The sequence below is a fragment of the Streptomyces sp. NPDC005181 genome (genome assembly GCF_040608395.1).
In the GTDB taxonomy this organism is placed as follows: Bacteria; Actinomycetota; Actinomycetes; order Streptomycetales; family Streptomycetaceae; genus Streptomyces.
Window position 1 is genome coordinate 44939 of record NZ_JBEXID010000023.1, and the last position, 16179, is coordinate 61117.

Consider the following 16179-nt stretch of genomic DNA (forward strand, 5'->3'; position numbering starts at 1 on the left):
CGGATGTCCGTGGCAATAGATGGGACGTATTGCGTAGACACCCTTCCCGTGGGTCTCATTGTGCGGCAGCATGCGCAGGTCGGTACCCAAGAGATCCGACCATTGAGGTCGAGAATGAGAGGGAACCATGGCACGACGCACCCGTGTGCTCAGTGCGCTCGCACTGGCAGCAGCGGCCGCGCTCGTTCCCGTGCAGGCCACCGCTCAGCAAGCCGCGCAGGCGTCCGGGCAGCAGCCCGGACCCAGGCCGCCGCACCACCGGGCACCCCGTGCGCCGCGCCCGTGCAGCCTGCTTCGCAGATGGCCGTCGAGTCCTGCGACAGCCCCGAGCGGATCATCGAGAAGGCCGCGAACATCGTCCCCACCGCCGGCCAACTCGTCTGGCAGCAGCGGGAGGTCACCGCCTTCACCCACTTCGGCATGAACACCTTCACCGGCCGCGAATGGGGCTCCGGCACCGAGGACGAGAAGCTCTTCGCGCCGAAGAGCATCGACGCCGACCAGTGGATGCGCGCCTACAAGGCAGCCGGTGTCGAGCAGGTCATGCTCACCGCCAAGCACCACGACGGGTTCGTCCTGTACCCGTCCCGCTATACCGACCACTCCGTCGAGCTCAGCCCCGGCAGCCCCGATGTCGTCGGCGCGTACGTAAAGGCCGCCCGAAAGGCCGGGCTGAAGGTCGGGCTCTACCTCTCGCCCTCCGACGGCGCCGAACTCCCGCACGCCTGGCATGCCCAGTGGGTCGAGTCGATCCGTAAGAAGCAGGCGGAGGGCAAGCCGCTGAGCCTGCCCGAGCAGATGGCGCTGGAGGACGGCGACCGGGCACCCGCGGGTGAGGGCAGGTTCGGCAACGGCAGCGCCGTCACCGAGCGCACCATCCCCACGCTCGTCCCCGGCGACGACTGCGCCGCCGCCGTCAAGCGCCACAAGCTCCCCACCTTCACAGTGAAGGCCGACGACTACGACGCGTACTACCTCAACCAGCTCTACGAACTCTTCACCCAGTACGGGCCGATCGAGGAGCTCTGGCTGGACGGCGCCAACCCCTGGTCCGGCTCCGGGATCACCCAGAAGTACAACGTCAAGCAGTGGTTCGACATGGTCAAGGCGCTGTCGCCGAACACCGTCGTCTTCCAGGGCCCGCAGGGCGTGCGCTGGGTCGGCAACGAGGGCGGCACCGCCCGCGAGACCGAGTGGAGCGTCACGCCGCACGCCACCGACCCGTGGACCGGACTCGGCAGCCTGCCCAACGACTCGACGGACGCGGACATCGGCTCCCGCGCCAGGATCCTCGACCTGACGACCAAGTATCTGCAGTGGTACCCGGCCGAGGCGGACGTCTCCATCCGGCCCGGCTGGTTCTACCACCCGGCCCAACAGCCCAAGAAGTCCGCTCAGTTGATGAATCTGTACGAGAAGAGCGTCGGCCGGAACGCCTCGCTGCTGCTGAACGTGCCGCCCAACCGGGACGGCCGGATCGCCGATGCGGACGTCGCATCACTGACCGCCTTCGGCAAGGCGGTACGCAGCACCTACGGCACCGATGTGCGGCGTACGGAGGGTCCGGGACCGTACACCTTCGACCGGGTCGCCGTCCGCGAGGACATCCGGCACGGGCAGCGGGTCGAGAAGTTCGCCGTGGAGGCCAGGATCGACGGCAGCTGGCAGCGGATCGCCGAGGGCACCACCATCGGCAACCGGCGCATCCTGCCGCTCGCCTCGCCCGTCACCGCGACGGCGGTGCGGGTCAAGGTCCTGGAGTCCCGGGCCGCACCGCACCTGGGGGCGACCACGCTGCACCTGAGTTCGGCCGGATGAGCCGCAGGCCGGGAGTGTGCGGTCACCCCCGGTCGAGATAGGCCAGCACCGCAAGTGCGGGGTGGCGGTCCGTGACCGTCTGGGGCACCTCACGTCCCAGGACGAGAGGGTGCTGCGGGCAGTCGGTGAGCATCAGGGTGCGCTTGCTTCCCGGGATCTCAAGGCCCGCTGTGCGGATGGTCTGGAGCACAGTGCGGACACCTGGGCGCATCCAGAACCGTTCGGGATGCGCCCAGTACGCAGCAGTGGGTCCAAGACTCACTTACACGCACTGGCTAGGAACGGTGTACCCAGCACCACCATCGGGACCTCGCCCTACGCCTCGGGGGGAGTCCGGTCGGTTCCGAGCGGCGCGGACGACACCGTACGAAGAAGCCCCGGCCGACCGGGTACGCAACCGGTCGGCCAGGGCCTCCTTGGGTGACTCCCCCGTCAGGGGGCGTACTTGTAACCGACGCGCCGCACCGTCTGGATCGACCGGCGGTGCTCGACGCCGAGCTTGCGGCGCAGCCGGGCGATGTGGACGTCGACGGTGCGCCCGTCGCCCACATGCCCGTAACCCCAGACGGTCGTCACCAACTGGTCGCGGGTGTGCACCCGGTGCGGGTGCGCCACCAAATGGGCGAGCAGCTCGAACTCGAGGAACGTGAGGTCGAGTGTCCTCCCGTCCATCGCCGCGGTGCGCTGCACCGTGTCGATGCGCACCGGACCGGCCGAGGCCGGGGTCTCCACCGGCTGCGGCACGATCCGCTGGGCGGCGGCCGCGGCCGCCGCCGCGACGGCGGGCTGCTGATCGGCCGGTACGAGCACCAGGTAGCCGATCATCGGCGGCCGGCCCGGCAGTGCCGGAAGGGTGTGCTGGGGTGCGGGCAGCCACGTGGCGCCCGGCGGCAGGAAGTCGGCCACATCGGCCAGCTGGACGACCTCGTCGGGGTCGACGGCGCGCAGCCGGTGGCGGTTGGGGGAGACGGAGCGGGCGGAGGGTGGGGCCGCAGCGGTCGCCGACGATGCTGTGGTGACAGCGGGGGCGGCGGAGAAGGTACGAGTGTTCGCCATGAGGGTCAGCTCTTTCGCGCGAAGGAGTCGTCGAGGGACGGACTTGCGTCGTGCGCGCGGACCGAAGACCGGGGTGAGCGGCTTTAGAGGGCCTGCGCGTTCCACGCGCGACAACACACCCGGTCGAAGTCATGATGCTGACGAGAAGGCCAGAACGGCTCGAGGTCGCTGCGACCCGGCGCGGTGTACTGGAAGCTGGCCATGCCCCCATTAGACCAGACAACGCGGCGCCGCTGCAGGTCTCTCTCACCCGTCGATACAGATCGTTTGCGTTACGTTCCTCACCTCGCACTTCACCTCATGGGCCGCCCCTTGTGCTGCCTCAACTGCCCCAGCAGCAGGTGACGTGCGCCCGGTACGGGCCGGGTACGCCGAAGGGACACCCACCGTTTTTGGCGGGTGCCCCTTCGTACGGGATCAGATGCGGATCAGACCTGGTCGGCCTTCTCCAGCGCCGTGCAGCAGGTGTCGACGATCAGTCGCGTGACGACGTACGGGTCGACGTTGGCGTTCGGACGGCGGTCCTCGATGTAGCCCTTCTGGTCCTGCTCGACCTGCCACGGGATACGGACCGAGGCGCCGCGGTTGGAGACGCCGTAGCTGTACTCGTTCCACGGGGCGGTCTCGTGCAGACCGGTCAGGCGGTCGTCGATTCCCGCGCCGTAGTTCTTGACGTGGTCCATCGGCTTCGAGCCCTCGCCCAGCGACTCGCACGCGGTGATGATCGCGTCGTAACCCTCGCGCATCGCCTTGGTGGAGAAGTTGGTGTGCGCACCCGCGCCGTTCCAGTCGCCCTTGACCGGCTTCGGGTCCAGGGTCGCGGAGACATTGAAGTCCTCGGCGGTGCGGTAGAGCAGCCAGCGGGCGATCCACAGCTGGTCGGAGACCTCCAGCGGGGAGAGCGGACCCACCTGGAACTCCCACTGGCCGGGCATGACCTCGGCGTTGATGCCGGAAATGCCCAGACCCGCCGTCAGGCAGTTCTCGAGGTGCTTCTCGACGATCTCGCGGCCGAAGATCTCGTCGGCGCCGACACCGCAGTAGTAGCCACCCTGCGCGGCCGGAAAGCCGCCCACGGGGAAGCCGAGCGGCCGGTGGCCGTCGAAGAAGGTGTACTCCTGCTCGATGCCGAAGATCGGCTCCTGGCCGGCGAACTGCTCGGCGACCGGGCGCAGGACCGCACGCGTGTTGGACTCGTGCGGCGTCATGTCGATGTTGAAGACCTCGCACAGCACGAGCACGTCGTTGCCGCCGCGGATCGGGTCCGGACAGGAGAAGACCGGCTTCAGTACGCGGTCGGAGGCGTGCCCCTCGGCCTGGTTGGTGCTGGACCCGTCGAAGCCCCAGATGGGCAGCTCCGCGACACCCTGGGAGGCATCCCCGGCCATGATCTTCGTCTTCGAACGAAGCTTGGCGGTCGGCTCGGTGCCATCGATCCAGATGTACTCAGCCTTGAACGTCACGGAAGCCATCCTTTGCGGGTGCTGCGGTGCTGCGGTCCGGTCTCTGCAGCGCAGTTTCGCAAGACGCGATTTCCCGTCCGTTGCCCGAATGTGAACCCCGTGTTACCGAGGTTTCCTGCGTTATACGTGGGCGTCGAGGAGGTCATGCGCGCGCCCGTACACGGCCTTGAGGAGCGCCTCAGAACCGACGGCGAGGATCCGTCGTACCAACTCGCCCAGGGTGCTGCCCAGCGTCACGGAAGCCGCGGCGAGCGTGTGCAGCAGATGCCCGCGCCGGACCTGTGCGTCGGACTGCCGGAGCGTCTTCAGGTGGGCGACCTGTCCCTTGTGGTCGCGATCGTCTCGCCGATGTGCTGCCCGCCCCGGTTCCGTACGAACGGCGGCAGGAACCTCCTCAGCGTGAACGGGCCCATCCGGTGGACCCGGTCGAAGGCGTACGAGGTGTCCAGCAGCTCGCGCGCGAACAGCGCGTCGTGCGCCTCGCTCCACTCCCGCGCCCGCGCGGCGGCCTGCGGATCGGCGAGCGTCCGCAACTGCCCGCTGTCGCGGATCCGTACCCCGAACTCCGGCACCGGACCGCCGTACAGCGCCGCACCGTCCGACTCCACCCGCGAACCCGCTCGCGACCCGGACCAGTCCGCGACGAGGCCGTGCGGGATGTACGAGGTGTAGCGCGTCCGCGGACCGACATCGACGACGCTGCTTCCGAAGCCCGGTCCGGGGCCCGGGCCCGAACCGGGGTCGGCGCCGAAGCCCCGGTAGATCTCCTGATGCAGCCGAAGCCCCGCGACGGGCTCCTCGCGTACCAACGACACCAGCCGGATGCCGCCCCACACCTGGGCGGGCCGGACGCTGCGCGCGGTCGGTTCGAGCCTGTTCACCGTCCTCGCTCTCCGCGTCCGTCCGAGCACTGTTCACGGGGCGTGCAACCCGACGGTCCAGGTAGGCGTGCAGCGCGGCCGGCCCCGTACGCCCCGCCGCGACCTGCGCGATCTCCACCAGCGCGGGCAGATCCTCGGCGGCGCGGATGCCGGCGGTCGGCACGCTCGGTGCCGGCCGTCGCACGTCGAGACCGGCGGCTTCGTATACGGGGTTCGCCCGCTGCGGTATTTCACCGCGTCATGCGCCAGATCCGGCCGGGACGCCACCTGATACGCGGACCAGGCAGACTGGCACCCATGACGACACCACCCGCCGCTCCCCTGCGTATCGGTCTTCTCGGTACGGGCCCCTGGGCCCGGATCACTCAGGCACCCGCCCTCGCCGCCCACCCCGGCGTCGTGCTCAGCGGTGTCTGGGGCCGCCGCCCCGAGGCAGCGAACGCGCTCGCCGCCGCCCACGGCACCAAGGCGTACACCGGCGACGCCGGTGTCGACGAACTCTTCGCCGCGAGCGACGCCGTCGCGTTCGCCCTGCCGCCGGACGTCCAGGCCCCGCTCGCCGCCCGCGCCGCGGCCGCCGGATGCCACCTGCTGATGGACAAGCCGGTCGCGACGACGGTGGCCGGGGCCCGTGAGGTCGCCGAGGCAGCCGACCGGGCGCAGGTCGCGTCCGTCGTCTTCTGCACGATGCGGTTCGCCGGGCCGACCGCGGCGTGGGTCGCCGAGCAGGCCGCGCGGGGCGGCTGGTTCACCGCCCGCGCCCAGTGGATCGGCGCGCTGTACGCCCCCGGAGCGGAGAGCGAGTTCGCGGCGTCGCCGTGGCGTCGTGACAAGGGCGGCCTGTGGGACGTCGGGCCGCACGCGCTGTCGATCCTGCTCCCGGTGCTCGGCGATGTGACGGAACTGACCGCCGCCCGCGGCCCCGCCGACGCCACCCATCTGATCCTCCGCCACACCTCCGGTGCGTCCAGCACGGTGACGCTCGCGCTGGACGCACCACTCGGAGCGGCGGGTACGGAGGTCGAGCTCAGGGGCGAGGCAGGGGTCGCCACGCTGCCGGGCGGGGGTGACGCGGTGGGTGCGTTCCACGTGGCGGTGGATGCGCTGCTCGATGCGGCACGTACGGGGGTGCCGCATCCCTGCGACGTACGGTTCGGGCTGCGGCTGACCGAGCTGCTGGCCGAGGCGGAGGCCGCTGTGCGTTCCTGAACCGCGTGGGGTGCCGGGCGTTGCCGTGTCCCGTACTGCACGGCACCGCCCGGCCCGGGCCCGTCAGCCCACGCGCTCGATACGGGCGCGCCGGATCAGGAACTTGCCCGGCTCGCGGACCTGCTCGAATGCCGCGTTGTTCAGCAGGGCGCAGCTGCCTGAGGGCGAAGTGACCTTCACCGTCGTGGACTTGTTGTTGTCCAGGTTGGTCACCTTGAGCTCGGTGCCGACGGGGAACTGATTGCTGGACGCGGCGGGGGCACCTCCCTCGCCGGACAGCGTCACGGTGGACCCGGCACAGACGACGCCGCCGGTGACCTGACCCCCTCCGCCGGGCGGCGCCGGGGTCACGGTCCCGGGCGCGGATGCCGGTGCGGAGGCGGGGGCGGACGTGACGGGATCCACCGCCGCCCCTGCCGATGCCTCACCGCCGCACCCCGAGGCGGCCTGTTGGCGCCGGATCTCTGCGATCACAGCTTCCCGGTTGGCGATCCGGGCCGCCGACTGGGCGTCCGGTGTGGCCCGCTGACCGGCGATGAATCGCTCGTTGTTGCCGATTGCCGTGGCGAGTCCGGTGCAGACGACCGACGACGCCCGGTCCGCCGGTGGCGACTGCGCGGCCTGGCTGGTCCCGGCCAGCACGGCCGCGGTTCCACCGGCGAGTGCGGCGGCCCCGACCAGCAGGGCGAGCTTCTTCTTACGGCTGAGGGTCTTCTTGCGTGACACGTAGGGCTCCTGTCCCCGGCCGGAACACCTGGTGCGCTCGGGCCGGATGCGGTGCGTGTGTCCCTACGTACGAGTAACAGGCGCGTTCGTTTCACCCCTCGCACCGCAGACTTCCGCCACTGCTACATCAACCGGGCCCGAAGCCTCATCCAGGCCTCCGCCTCGGCTCGCAGCGCCACGTCGGCGTCGTCCACGGTGCCGGTGAAGACGAAGTCGGTGAAGAAGGCCATGTCCTGATCACGGACGGGGCCCCTCGACCGCCCTGCCGGTCAGGCAATGCTGGTGACCGCCTGGTGCGCGGCGGACAGGAAGCGCCGCACGGCAGCCGTCTCACTCTCGTCGAAGTCGCGCAGCACGGTCACCGTGTCTTCGATCAGCGGCCCGAAGAAGGACCGGCCCAGTTCGACCGCCCGCGGGTCCACCGCCAGCAGTGTCCGTCGCCGGTCACGCGGGTCGCGGGTGCGGGTGAGGTGGCCGAGCCGTCCCAGCCGGTCCATGACGGCTGTGGTGCCCGCGGAGTTGAGTCCAAGCTGCGCACCGAGCCATCCAGCGGTCGCATCGGTGCCCGCCCGCTCGGCGTCGAGCAGGCAGATCAAGGCGCGTACGTCGGTGGGGTGCATGCTGTGGCGTCTCGCGAACTCGGCCTGGCGCAGCCCGAATTCGACCGTCACCTTGCGCAGCAGATGGACGATCTCCATTTCGGGACTCTGCTCGCTCACCGGTCCTCCTCCCTTATTATCTCGCTGAGCGAGATAATAACCAAGGGCACCCACTCGGGAGGCACCCCATGGCAACCACATCACGCGGATCATCCGAGGCAGCCGTCGCCGAGTCGTTCCTCGCCACGTACGACGCGGTCCTGGCGGCCAAGTGGCCCGCCGGAACGACCCACTCCGACGTTCCCACCCCGTACGGCACCACCCGTATCAACAGTTACGGCCCCGAGGACGCCCCGCCTCTGGTGCTCCTGGCGGGAGGCGGCTCCACCTCCACCGTCTGGTTCGCCCAGGCCGCCCACCTGGGCCGCGGCCACCGCGTCCACGCCGTGGACCTCATCGGCGAGCCGGGCCGCAGCGTGGGGGAGCGCCCGATCCGTACGGTCACGGACCTGACGGCCTGGCTGGATGCGGTGCTGGACGTCCTGAACGTCGCATCGGCAGCGCTCTGCGGCCATTCCTACGGCGCCTGGATCGCGCTCCACTACGCCCTGCACGCACCCGACCGCGTCCGGAAACTGATCCTTGTGGACCCGACCCAGTGCTTCGCCGGCTTCCGCCCCGGCTATCTGCTGCACGCGCTGCCGATGCTGCTCCGCCCCAGCGCGAAACACACGCGCACCTTCATGAGCTGGGAGACGGCCGCCGCCACGCTCGACCCGACATGGCTGCACCTGCGCGACGAGGCCGCCGGCTTCCCGGCCACCCGGCCGGTCACCGGCCGACGTCCCACGCCCGATGCCCTGAGCACGCTGAACGTACCGACTCTGATCCTGCCGGCCGAGAACAGCCGGGCCCACAACGCCGCAGAGGTCGCTGCCACCGCGACCTGGCTGCTCCCGCACGCACAGACGGCGACGATCCCCGGCGCCACGCACCACACGCTGCCACTGCACGCCCCGGACGCCGCCGAACTCAACCGCAGGATCGAGGACTTCCTGCTCATCGAGTAGTTCCGACTGCGTCAGCGCCCCAACGCGTCCCGGACGGCTTCCTCCGTACGCGCCACGACAGCCGTGCCGTCCTCCGCGGTGATGATCGGCCGCTGGATCAGCTTCGGATGCTCGGCGAGCGCCGCGATCCACCGCTCCCGCGAACTGGCCTCGCGCGGCCACTCCATGAGCCCGAGCTCCTTCGCGTCCGCCTCCTGCGTCCGCGTGATGTCCCACGGCTCCAGCCCGAGCCGGTCGAGCACGGCCCGGATCTCGTCCGGCGACGGCACATCCTCCAGATAACGGCGGACGGTGTATTCGGCTCCCTCCGCATCGAGCAACTGCACCGCGCTGCGGCACTTGGAACACGCGGGATTGATCCAGATCTCCATGGGGCCAACGGTACGGGACGGACGCCGCGAAAGCCCCCCTGGCCAGGGGCGATTGTCAGTGGTGGGCCGTAAAATAGAGGTAGTTCGTGAGGGTTTCACGACCGTGCCAGGAGGTTGCCCATGGCCGTTGCCGCAGTCACGACCAAGCCGCTCCACAAGCCCCTGCAGAAGAAGCCGCTCCCCGCGGGCCGGCCCCGTGAGTGGTACATCTCGCACAACCGCCGCCTGAAGGCCATGCGCCTGGCGATCGCTCTGCTCGATACAGGCGTGTACTACCCGTCGAGCGCGGACAACGACACGATACGCACGACTGCCGACCGCATCGGAATCCACCCGCCGTCCGACACGACCTGCCGCATGGTCCGCGCCCTGATCCGCTACGGGCGCTGACGGCCGACTGCTGACGGACCTGTGCCCCCGGACCCTGCCCGGGGGCACAGCCACGCGGGCCCGGGGCACGACCACTGCAGCCGGCAGCCGCAAGGGCCCAAGACGCCGAGGCCGTCCGGCAGGTGGCGCGCGAGCACCCCCGACGGCGTCGCCGCCGTCGCCCCGGCCCGCGAGCCCGCGGTGCGAGCCGTCACCCGATCGACGTGCGCGGCATGCGGGCCGCCCCGCCTCCGCCTTGACTGGGACGGATCCATGAGTGCTGGGAGGCGCGATGACAAGGCGATCCGTACGAGGCGTAGGGGCTGTGCTGCTGACGGCGGTCGTGGCATCGGCTGCCGCCGCCTGTACGGACGACGGCGGCAGCCCATCCAGCACGGTGTCCGAGGCCGCGTCCGCCGTGGCGTCCGCCGCGTCCAGAGGGGGCGATGTGGTGGCCTCGGCGTCGGCTGCCGCGCAGGAGCAACTCCAGAACTTCAAGAACGGCGTGAACGCAGGCAAGGACGTCAAGGCGGGTGCGGTGACCGCCGGTACGGGCGGACGGGCCACCGCGAAGATCACCGTGACGAACAGCGCCGACTCGGCCAAGTCGTACATCGTGCAGATCAACTTCCTCGACCCGGGCGGCAATCTGCTGGACACGACGGTGGTGACGGTCGACGACGTCAAGCCGGGCACCTCCAAGGACGCCACGGCTTCCAGCAACCGCAACCTCACCGGCGACCTCACCGCCGAGGTGGCCAGGGCCCTGCGCCACTGACCACGCGGACAGCAGCGAGGGCCGCCACCCCATGGCCGGGACGGCGGCCCTCGCCGGTGTGCGGGGCGGGCTCGAGCAACGGGATGCATGCTGCAATCCAGCCAATGACGCCTGAGTCCGGTACTTCTGCTCCGAGCAGGGTACGGGACGTGCGGGTTGCTGCTGGGAGAGCGCGCACCACGCGGTGGTGTTCCAATGGAGGCAGATACGACGGAGCATCAGAGCCGTTCCCAGAGGACGTTTCCGCAGCTCAGCCATCTGATGATCAGGCGGCCGGCGGGGACTCCATCGGACGCGTACGGCCGGCCATGCGTGGCCGGCCGGCTCGCGGCCGGTGCGAAGGAGAAGGCGGAGGTCGCCATGCGCGAACCCTCTTCGCCCGGGACCGCGGGCCGACGGACCGACCCGATGGGTTTCGGGAGATCGTGGACCTGGTCGCTGGCCATGGGCATCGTCACGCTCGTGGCAGGCATTTTGCTGCTCAGCTGGCCACACGAGACCGTCAAGGTCATTGCGGTTCTCATCGGTCTGCAATTCCTTGTGATCGGCGGCATACGCTTCGTCACCACGCTCACACGCGACGAGACCGGCGCCGGGGATCGTGTGCTGTCCTACTTCCTGGCACTGCTCGCCATCTTGGTGGGCGTACTGTGTCTGCGCCATCCACTGCAGAGCATCGGTGTCATCACGCTGCTCGTCGGCGTGTTCTGGCTGCTGGGCGGTTTGGTGACCGTTGGTATCGCCGTCGCGTCCCAGGAACTCACGCAGCGCGGGCTCACGTTGGCTTTCGGCGCACTCGGCATCATCGCCGGTGTCGTGGTGCTGGCCTATCCAGTCGGGTCGGCGGTTGCCCTCGCCCGGCTGCTCGGACTGTGGCTCCTCCTCCTCGGCCTGGCCGAAGTGCTCCTGGCGGTAGGGGTCTGGCTGTTGGTGCATCGCCAGGGCGCGAAGTCGCCGGGGGAGCCTGGCTGACGCGCTGACGCGCTGATGCCAGAACTGCGGATCGGGGGTGGATCAGCGCGGGTGGTACCAGCGAAGCCGCCCCCTGTTCGCTGCGGTCGTTGCGCCGGCCAACGAGAAGGCCGGCAAGAGGCTCGGCGACATCCACGCCGCGCTGTACGCCTCCACGTTCGTACCCGTCCTCGCCGCCACCGGCTGAACCTCGCGAGCAAGTCGCAGGCCGGACGAGTCAGACAGAAAGGGTCGTCGGCCGTGCCTTCCGGTGACGGAAGAGCACGGCCGACGGCCCACAGACGGCCCAGGCGAGCAGAAACACCTGTTCCGACCTCGGGTGTCCTTAAATGTCGAAGTACAGCTCGAACTCGTGCGGGTGCGGGCGCAGCTGGATCGGGGCGATCTCGTGAGTCCGCTTGTAGTCGATCCACGTCTCGATCAGGTCGGACGTGAAGACGCCACCGGCGAGCAGGTACTCGTGGTCCGCCTCGAGCGCGTCCAGGACGGCCGGGAGCGAGGTCGGGACCTGCTGGACGTTCGCGTGCTCCTCGGGAGCCAGCTCGTAGAGGTCCTTGTCGATCGGCTCGGCCGGCTCGATCTTGTTCTTCACGCCGTCGAGGCCGGCCATGAGCAGCGCCGAGAAGGCCAGGTACGGGTTGGACGACGGGTCCGGGGCGCGGAACTCGACGCGCTTGGCCTTCGGGTTCGAGCCCGTGATCGGGATACGCATCGCGGCCGAGCGGTTGCGCTGCGAGTAGACCATGTTGACCGGGGCCTCGAAGCCGGGGACCAGGCGGTGGTAGGAGTTCACCGTCGGGTTCGTGAAGGCGAGGAGGGAGGGGGCGTGCTTGAGGATGCCGCCGATGTAGTAGCGGGCGATGTCCGAGAGGCCCGCGTAGCCCTGCTCGTCGTAGAACAGCGGGTCGCCGCCGGCCCACAGGGACTGGTGGACGTGCATGCCCGAGCCGTTGTCACCGAAGATCGGCTTCGGCATGAAGGTCGCGGTCTTGTTGTTGCGCCAGGCGACGTTCTTCACGATGTACTTGAAGAGCATCAGGTCGTCGGCCGCGGCGAGCAGCGTGTTGAACTTGTAGTTGATCTCGGCCTGGCCGGCGGTGCCGACCTCGTGGTGCTGGCGCTCGACCTGGAGGCCGTTCTTGTCCAGCTCCAGGGAGATCTCGGCACGCAGGTCGGCGAAGTGGTCGACCGGCGGGGTCGGGAAGTAGCCGCCCTTGTAGCGGACCTTGTAACCACGGTTGTTCTCTTCCGAACCGGTGTTCCAGGCGCCGGCCTCGGAGTCGATGTGGTAAAAGCTCTCGTTCGCCGACGTCTGGAAGCGGACGTTGTCGAAGACGTAGAACTCCGCCTCGGGACCGAAGTACGCGGTGTCGGCGATGCCGGTGGAGGCGAGGTACGCCTCGGCCTTCTTGGCCACGTTGCGCGGGTCACGGCTGTACTGCTCGCCGGTGATCGGGTCGTGGATGAAGAAGTTGATGTTGACGGTCTTGTCGCGGCGGAAGGGGTCGACACGGGCGGTCGACAGGTCCGCGCGGAGCGCCATGTCGGACTCGTGGATGGCCTGGAAGCCGCGGATCGACGAGCCGTCGAAAGCCAGTTCCTCGGTCGGGTCGAAGGCCGCTGCCGGGATGGTGAAGTGCTGCATCACACCGGGCAGGTCACAGAACCGGACATCGATGAACTTGACGTCTTCGTCGGCGATGTACTTCTTCACGTCGTCGGCGTTCTGGAACATCCAACTCCTCCTACTCCCGACCCGGGAGGGGCGGGGTTGTAGCTCGTTGTGCGGCCAGTGCGGTGGCACACGCTGGACCCGACCATAGGCAGACCGGATTTCTCAAGCATGACCCATTTGTTTCGCAGAAGTTAACCGGGCCGGGTGCGGGTGGCATCCCGGGGTCCTGCACCGGGTCCGGGAAGGGTCCGGTGGGGGCGGCGGCGACGTCCGGGGCCCCGGGCGGCCATGGGCCCCGCCCGGCAGGGCGGGGAGGCGGGCGCAGTACCGTGGTCGGGTGGACAACAGGCAAGCAATCGGATCGTGGCTCTCCGGGCCGCGCGCGGCAGCCGAGGAGATGGGCGTCGATTTCGGGTACCGGGGCAAGCGGCTCGGTCTGCCCGAGGAGGGCCCGGGGGCCATCGCCCCGCTCGGCCGGCGCTTCGGCGCCCTCCTCATCGACTGGGCGCTCTGCATGCTGATCGCATACGGGCTGTTCGCTCGCGGTGACCAGCAGGCGGCCGGAAACTGGGCGCTCGGCATCTTCCTCGTACTGAGTGTGCTCACCGTCGGAACCGTCGGCTGTACGCCGGGCAAGCGCATCCTGGGCATTCGGGTCGTCGCCGAGGGCGGTGGCCGGCTCGGTCTCGGGCGGGTGGTCGTGCGGAGCGTGCTGCTGTGCCTGGCGATCCCGGCCCTGGTCTGGGACCGCGACGGCCGGGGGCTGCACGACCGGCTCGCCCGCGCCGTCCAGGTGCGGATCTGAGTGTGATGTGACCGGGCGCACGTGACAGAGCAGAAGAGGGCGGGTCCCTGAACCGGTGGTTCGGGACCCGCCCTCTTGCTCATGTGCTGTGCAGTGACTGCGTCAGCGCATCTTGCCGCCGCGCGGCATCCGCATGCCCTTCGGCATCGGGCCCTTCGGCAGTGGCATGTTGCTCATCAGGTCGCCCATGGCCCGGAGCCGGTCGTTGGCCGCCGTCACCTGCGGGCCGGTCAGGACCCGCGGCAGCTTCAGCATCTTGGCGCGGACCTTCTTCAGCGGCACCTGGCCCTCGCCGTTGCCGACGATGATGTCGTGCACGGGTACGTCCACGACGATGCGGGCCATCTTCTTCTTCTCGGCCGCCAGCAGGACCTTGACCCGGTTCGGGTTGCCCTCGCCGACCAGCACGATGCCCGCCTTGCCGACAGCCCGGTGGACGACGTCCTGGCTGCGGTTCATTGCGACCGCGGGCGTCGTGGTCCAGCCACGGCCGATGCGGTCCAGAACCGCCGCCGCAGCGCCCGGCTGTCCCTCCATCTGTCCGAAGGCCGCCCGCTCGGCACGCCGTCCGAAGACGATCGCCATCGCGAGGAGGGCCAGCACGAAGCCCAGGATGCCCAGGTAGATCGGGTGGTTGATCAAGAAGCCGATGGCGAGGAGGACACCGAAGGTGACGATTCCCACACCCGCGACGACAAGACCGATCTTGGAGTCGGTCCGCCGGGTCATCTTGTAGGTCAGGGCGATCTGCTTGAGTCGCCCCGCGTTCTCGGCGCTGTCCGCGCCGTCAGTGTTTGCCTTCCTCGCCATGTACTGAAGTTTACGTGGCCTAGGACCGATGGTCGGCCACGGCCTCCAGTACGTATGCGGTCTCGACCCGGTCCTTGGCCCGGCGGCGGTCCTCGAGGACCGCCGTCCAGGCGTTGCGACGGGCGGTGCGCTGGCCGCTGCTCAGGAGCAGCGACTCGACGGCGCGGAGAGCATCGGTGACGGACGGGATGGCGGTTGCGCGTACCGGCACGGCCTGCATCGTGGAATTCCCCTCGGAACGGATGCGCGAAGTGAGTCTGTTACGGAAACGGATAGCGCGGCTGGACACGGGGAGCAGCGACGGCGGCAGCTGTGAAACCACTGCGCTGCGTGAATCCAGGGTCACTGCTCGGTGTTACCAGCGCATGACCGGTCGGTCAAACACCAATGAAACCTTGATATGGGCGTCGCGCACGTCGACGCGGCCCATACGCGTCCCCGACCTGCGGGGAACGTAAGGACCGCGTCAATCAGCCGCTACCGCTGGGTAGCCTCTTGTGCTCGGTTTCACACAGCCCGGGTCAGGCCGCGGGAGTAGGGGCGACGGCCCCGCGACGCTCGATCGCCTGCTGGAAAAGCCGGCCTGCGCGGTACGACGAACGGACCAGCGGCCCGGACATCACACCGGAGTAGCCGATCTCGTCGGCCTCCTCCTTGAGCTCCACGAACTCGTGCGGCTTCACCCACCGCTCGACCGGGTGGTGGCGCACGGAGGGCCGCAGGTACTGCGTGATCGTGATGAGCTCGCATCCGGCGTCGTGCAGGTCCTGGAGCGCCGCGCTCACTTCCTCGCGGGTCTCGCCCATGCCGAGGATGAGGTTGGACTTGGTCACCAGGCCCGCCTCGCGGGCCCGCGTGATGACCTCGAGCGAACGCTCGTAACGGAAACCGGGGCGGATCCGCTTGAAGATCCGCGGCACCGTCTCGACGTTGTGCGCGAGCACCTCGGGGCGCGAGGAGAAGACCTCGGCGAGCTGCTCGGGCTCCGCGTTGAAGTCGGGGATCAGCAGCTCGACCTTGGTGGCGCCGGTCTCGCGCACCGCCGTCAGCGCGTGGATCTGGCGCACGGTCTCCGCGTAAAGCCAGGCGCCGCCGTCCTCCAGGTCGTCGCGGGCGACGCCGGTGATGGTGGCGTAGTTCAGGTCCATCGTGACGACCGACTCGCCGACGCGGCGGGGTTCGTCCCGGTCCAGCGCCTGCGGCTTGCCCGTGTCGATCTGACAGAAGTCACAGCGACGGGTGCACTGGTCGCCACCGATGAGGAATGTGGCCTCCCGGTCCTCCCAGCACTCGAAGATGTTGGGGCAGCCGGCCTCCTGGCACACCGTGTGCAGACCCTCGCTCTTCACGAGCTTCTGCAGCTGGTTGTACTCGGGGCCCATCTTCGCCCGGGTTTTGATCCACTCGGGCTTGCGCTCGATGGGGGTCTGGCTGTTCCGGACCTCCAGGCGCAACATCTTGCGCCCGTCGGGTGCGACAGCGGACACGTCCGGCTCCCTACGACTTCGATTCTTCGGCGAACACCAGAATACGCCCGCTATTTGTACGGTCGGGGTGTGGCCCTCACCCCTGGGCAA

17 protein-coding genes and 2 pseudogenes are annotated in these 16179 nt (G+C 69.3%); 9 read left to right on the plus strand and 10 right to left on the minus strand.

Annotation, left to right across the window (positions count from 1 at the left end; genetic code table 11):
• Positions 1-300 precede the first annotated feature (300 nt).
• Both ABZV38_RS17330 and ABZV38_RS17335 read left to right on the plus strand, forming a co-directional pair.
• Positions 301-1818, plus strand: a complete 1518-nt coding sequence (locus ABZV38_RS17330; RefSeq protein ID WP_356327856.1) for an alpha-L-fucosidase — start codon at positions 301-303, stop codon at positions 1816-1818.
• Between the two features lie 16 nt (positions 1819-1834).
• A pseudogene (locus tag ABZV38_RS17335) lies at positions 1835-2026 on the plus strand (hypothetical protein); the annotation flags it as partial.
• A gap of 224 nt (positions 2027-2250) precedes the next feature.
• Here the strand turns inward: ABZV38_RS17335 and ABZV38_RS17340 are convergent.
• The 3 genes and pseudogenes from ABZV38_RS17340 to ABZV38_RS17350 form a co-directional block, all read right to left on the minus strand.
• Positions 2251-2874: a winged helix-turn-helix domain-containing protein gene (locus tag ABZV38_RS17340; RefSeq protein WP_356327858.1), complete on the minus strand. Its 624-nt coding sequence runs from the start codon at positions 2872-2874 to the stop codon at positions 2251-2253.
• Between the two features lie 428 nt (positions 2875-3302).
• A complete protein-coding gene (gene glnII, locus ABZV38_RS17345; protein ID WP_356327860.1) occupies positions 3303-4337 on the minus strand; it encodes a glutamine synthetase in 1035 nt (344 codons plus the stop codon).
• A gap of 120 nt (positions 4338-4457) precedes the next feature.
• A pseudogene (locus ABZV38_RS17350) lies at positions 4458-5218 on the minus strand (hypothetical protein).
• 297 nt (positions 5219-5515) lie between these two features.
• On the opposite strand from ABZV38_RS17350, the gene ABZV38_RS17355 reads away from it, so the two are divergent.
• Positions 5516-6427, plus strand: coding sequence for a Gfo/Idh/MocA family oxidoreductase (locus ABZV38_RS17355; RefSeq protein WP_356327862.1), 912 nt, complete (start codon positions 5516-5518; stop codon positions 6425-6427).
• 63 nt (positions 6428-6490) lie between these two features.
• Here the strand turns inward: ABZV38_RS17355 and ABZV38_RS17360 are convergent, their stop codons facing one another.
• Together ABZV38_RS17360 and ABZV38_RS17365 are read right to left on the minus strand one after the other, a co-directional pair.
• Entirely contained in the window at positions 6491-7153 is a 663-nt protein-coding gene (locus ABZV38_RS17360) for a hypothetical protein (protein WP_356327864.1), read from the minus strand.
• Between the two features lie 269 nt (positions 7154-7422).
• Positions 7423-7872 carry a MarR family transcriptional regulator gene (locus ABZV38_RS17365; protein WP_356327866.1) on the minus strand — a complete coding sequence of 150 codons (450 nt, stop codon included), beginning with the start codon at positions 7870-7872 and terminating at the stop codon, positions 7423-7425.
• A 68-nt stretch (positions 7873-7940) separates the two neighbouring features.
• Between ABZV38_RS17365 and ABZV38_RS17370 the strand changes: the two genes are divergently transcribed.
• Entirely contained in the window at positions 7941-8822 is an 882-nt protein-coding gene (locus ABZV38_RS17370; protein WP_356327868.1) for an alpha/beta hydrolase, read from the plus strand.
• A gap of 11 nt (positions 8823-8833) precedes the next feature.
• On the opposite strand, the gene ABZV38_RS17375 is transcribed toward ABZV38_RS17370, so the two are convergent.
• Entirely contained in the window at positions 8834-9193 is a 360-nt protein-coding gene (locus ABZV38_RS17375; protein WP_356327870.1) for an arsenate reductase family protein, read from the minus strand.
• 120 nt (positions 9194-9313) lie between these two features.
• On the opposite strand from ABZV38_RS17375, the gene ABZV38_RS17380 reads away from it, so the two are divergent.
• The 4 genes from ABZV38_RS17380 to ABZV38_RS17395 all read left to right on the plus strand — a co-directional run bounded on the left by ABZV38_RS17380 (position 9314) and on the right by ABZV38_RS17395 (position 11499).
• Positions 9314-9583 (plus strand): hypothetical protein, encoded by a 270-nt coding sequence (locus ABZV38_RS17380; RefSeq protein ID WP_356327872.1) that lies wholly within the window; start codon positions 9314-9316, stop codon positions 9581-9583.
• 271 nt (positions 9584-9854) lie between these two features.
• A complete protein-coding gene (locus ABZV38_RS17385; protein ID WP_356327873.1) occupies positions 9855-10340 on the plus strand; it encodes an FxLYD domain-containing protein in 486 nt (161 codons plus the stop codon).
• Between the two features lie 312 nt (positions 10341-10652).
• Positions 10653-11312 carry a DUF308 domain-containing protein gene (locus ABZV38_RS17390; protein WP_356327875.1) on the plus strand — a complete coding sequence of 220 codons (660 nt, stop codon included), beginning with the start codon at positions 10653-10655 and terminating at the stop codon, positions 11310-11312.
• A 37-nt stretch (positions 11313-11349) separates the two neighbouring features.
• Positions 11350-11499, plus strand: coding sequence for a hypothetical protein (locus tag ABZV38_RS17395; RefSeq protein ID WP_356327877.1), 150 nt, complete (start codon positions 11350-11352; stop codon positions 11497-11499).
• 138 nt (positions 11500-11637) lie between these two features.
• On the opposite strand, the gene glnA is transcribed toward ABZV38_RS17395, so the two are convergent.
• The gene (glnA, locus tag ABZV38_RS17400) at positions 11638-13047 is read right to left on the minus strand and encodes a type I glutamate--ammonia ligase (RefSeq protein ID WP_030933685.1); all 1410 of its coding nucleotides are present in this window, start codon (positions 13045-13047) and stop codon (positions 11638-11640) included.
• A 277-nt stretch (positions 13048-13324) separates the two neighbouring features.
• Between glnA and ABZV38_RS17405 the strand changes: the two genes are divergently transcribed.
• Entirely contained in the window at positions 13325-13792 is a 468-nt protein-coding gene (locus ABZV38_RS17405) for an RDD family protein (RefSeq protein WP_356327879.1), read from the plus strand.
• Between the two features lie 102 nt (positions 13793-13894).
• Here the strand turns inward: ABZV38_RS17405 and ABZV38_RS17410 are convergent, their stop codons facing one another.
• The 3 genes from ABZV38_RS17410 to lipA all read right to left on the minus strand — a co-directional run bounded on the left by ABZV38_RS17410 (position 13895) and on the right by lipA (position 16089).
• On the minus strand, positions 13895-14602 hold the full coding sequence (locus tag ABZV38_RS17410; RefSeq protein ID WP_356327881.1) for a DUF4191 domain-containing protein: 708 nt from the start codon (positions 14600-14602) through the stop codon (positions 13895-13897).
• Between the two features lie 19 nt (positions 14603-14621).
• Complete coding sequence (locus ABZV38_RS17415; RefSeq protein ID WP_030970723.1) at positions 14622-14822, minus strand: hypothetical protein; 201 nt, start codon at positions 14820-14822, stop codon at positions 14622-14624.
• Positions 14823-15123: 301 nt separating this feature from the next.
• Positions 15124-16089, minus strand: a complete 966-nt coding sequence (gene lipA, locus ABZV38_RS17420) for a lipoyl synthase (RefSeq protein WP_356327883.1) — start codon at positions 16087-16089, stop codon at positions 15124-15126.
• Between the last annotated feature and the right edge of the window lie 90 nt (positions 16090-16179).

What these genes read in the sequence shown, in the direction of transcription:
- ABZV38_RS17385 (WP_356327873.1), top strand. Translation starts at nt 9,855, where the DNA reads ATGACAAGGCGATCCGTACGAGGCGTAGGGGCTGTGCTGCTGACGGCG.
- glnA (WP_030933685.1), bottom strand. Translation starts at nt 13,047, where the DNA reads ATGTTCCAGAACGCCGACGACGTGAAGAAGTACATCGCCGACGAAGAC.
- ABZV38_RS17340 (WP_356327858.1), bottom strand. Translation starts at nt 2,874, where the DNA reads ATGGCGAACACTCGTACCTTCTCCGCCGCCCCCGCTGTCACCACAGCA.
- ABZV38_RS17415 (WP_030970723.1), bottom strand. Translation starts at nt 14,822, where the DNA reads ATGCAGGCCGTGCCGGTACGCGCAACCGCCATCCCGTCCGTCACCGAT.
- ABZV38_RS17330 (WP_356327856.1), top strand. Translation starts at nt 301, where the DNA reads ATGGCCGTCGAGTCCTGCGACAGCCCCGAGCGGATCATCGAGAAGGCC.
- ABZV38_RS17410 (WP_356327881.1), bottom strand. Translation starts at nt 14,602, where the DNA reads ATGGCGAGGAAGGCAAACACTGACGGCGCGGACAGCGCCGAGAACGCG.
- ABZV38_RS17380 (WP_356327872.1), top strand. Translation starts at nt 9,314, where the DNA reads ATGGCCGTTGCCGCAGTCACGACCAAGCCGCTCCACAAGCCCCTGCAG.
- ABZV38_RS17375 (WP_356327870.1), bottom strand. Translation starts at nt 9,193, where the DNA reads ATGGAGATCTGGATCAATCCCGCGTGTTCCAAGTGCCGCAGCGCGGTG.
- ABZV38_RS17370 (WP_356327868.1), top strand. Translation starts at nt 7,941, where the DNA reads ATGGCAACCACATCACGCGGATCATCCGAGGCAGCCGTCGCCGAGTCG.
- ABZV38_RS17355 (WP_356327862.1), top strand. Translation starts at nt 5,516, where the DNA reads ATGACGACACCACCCGCCGCTCCCCTGCGTATCGGTCTTCTCGGTACG.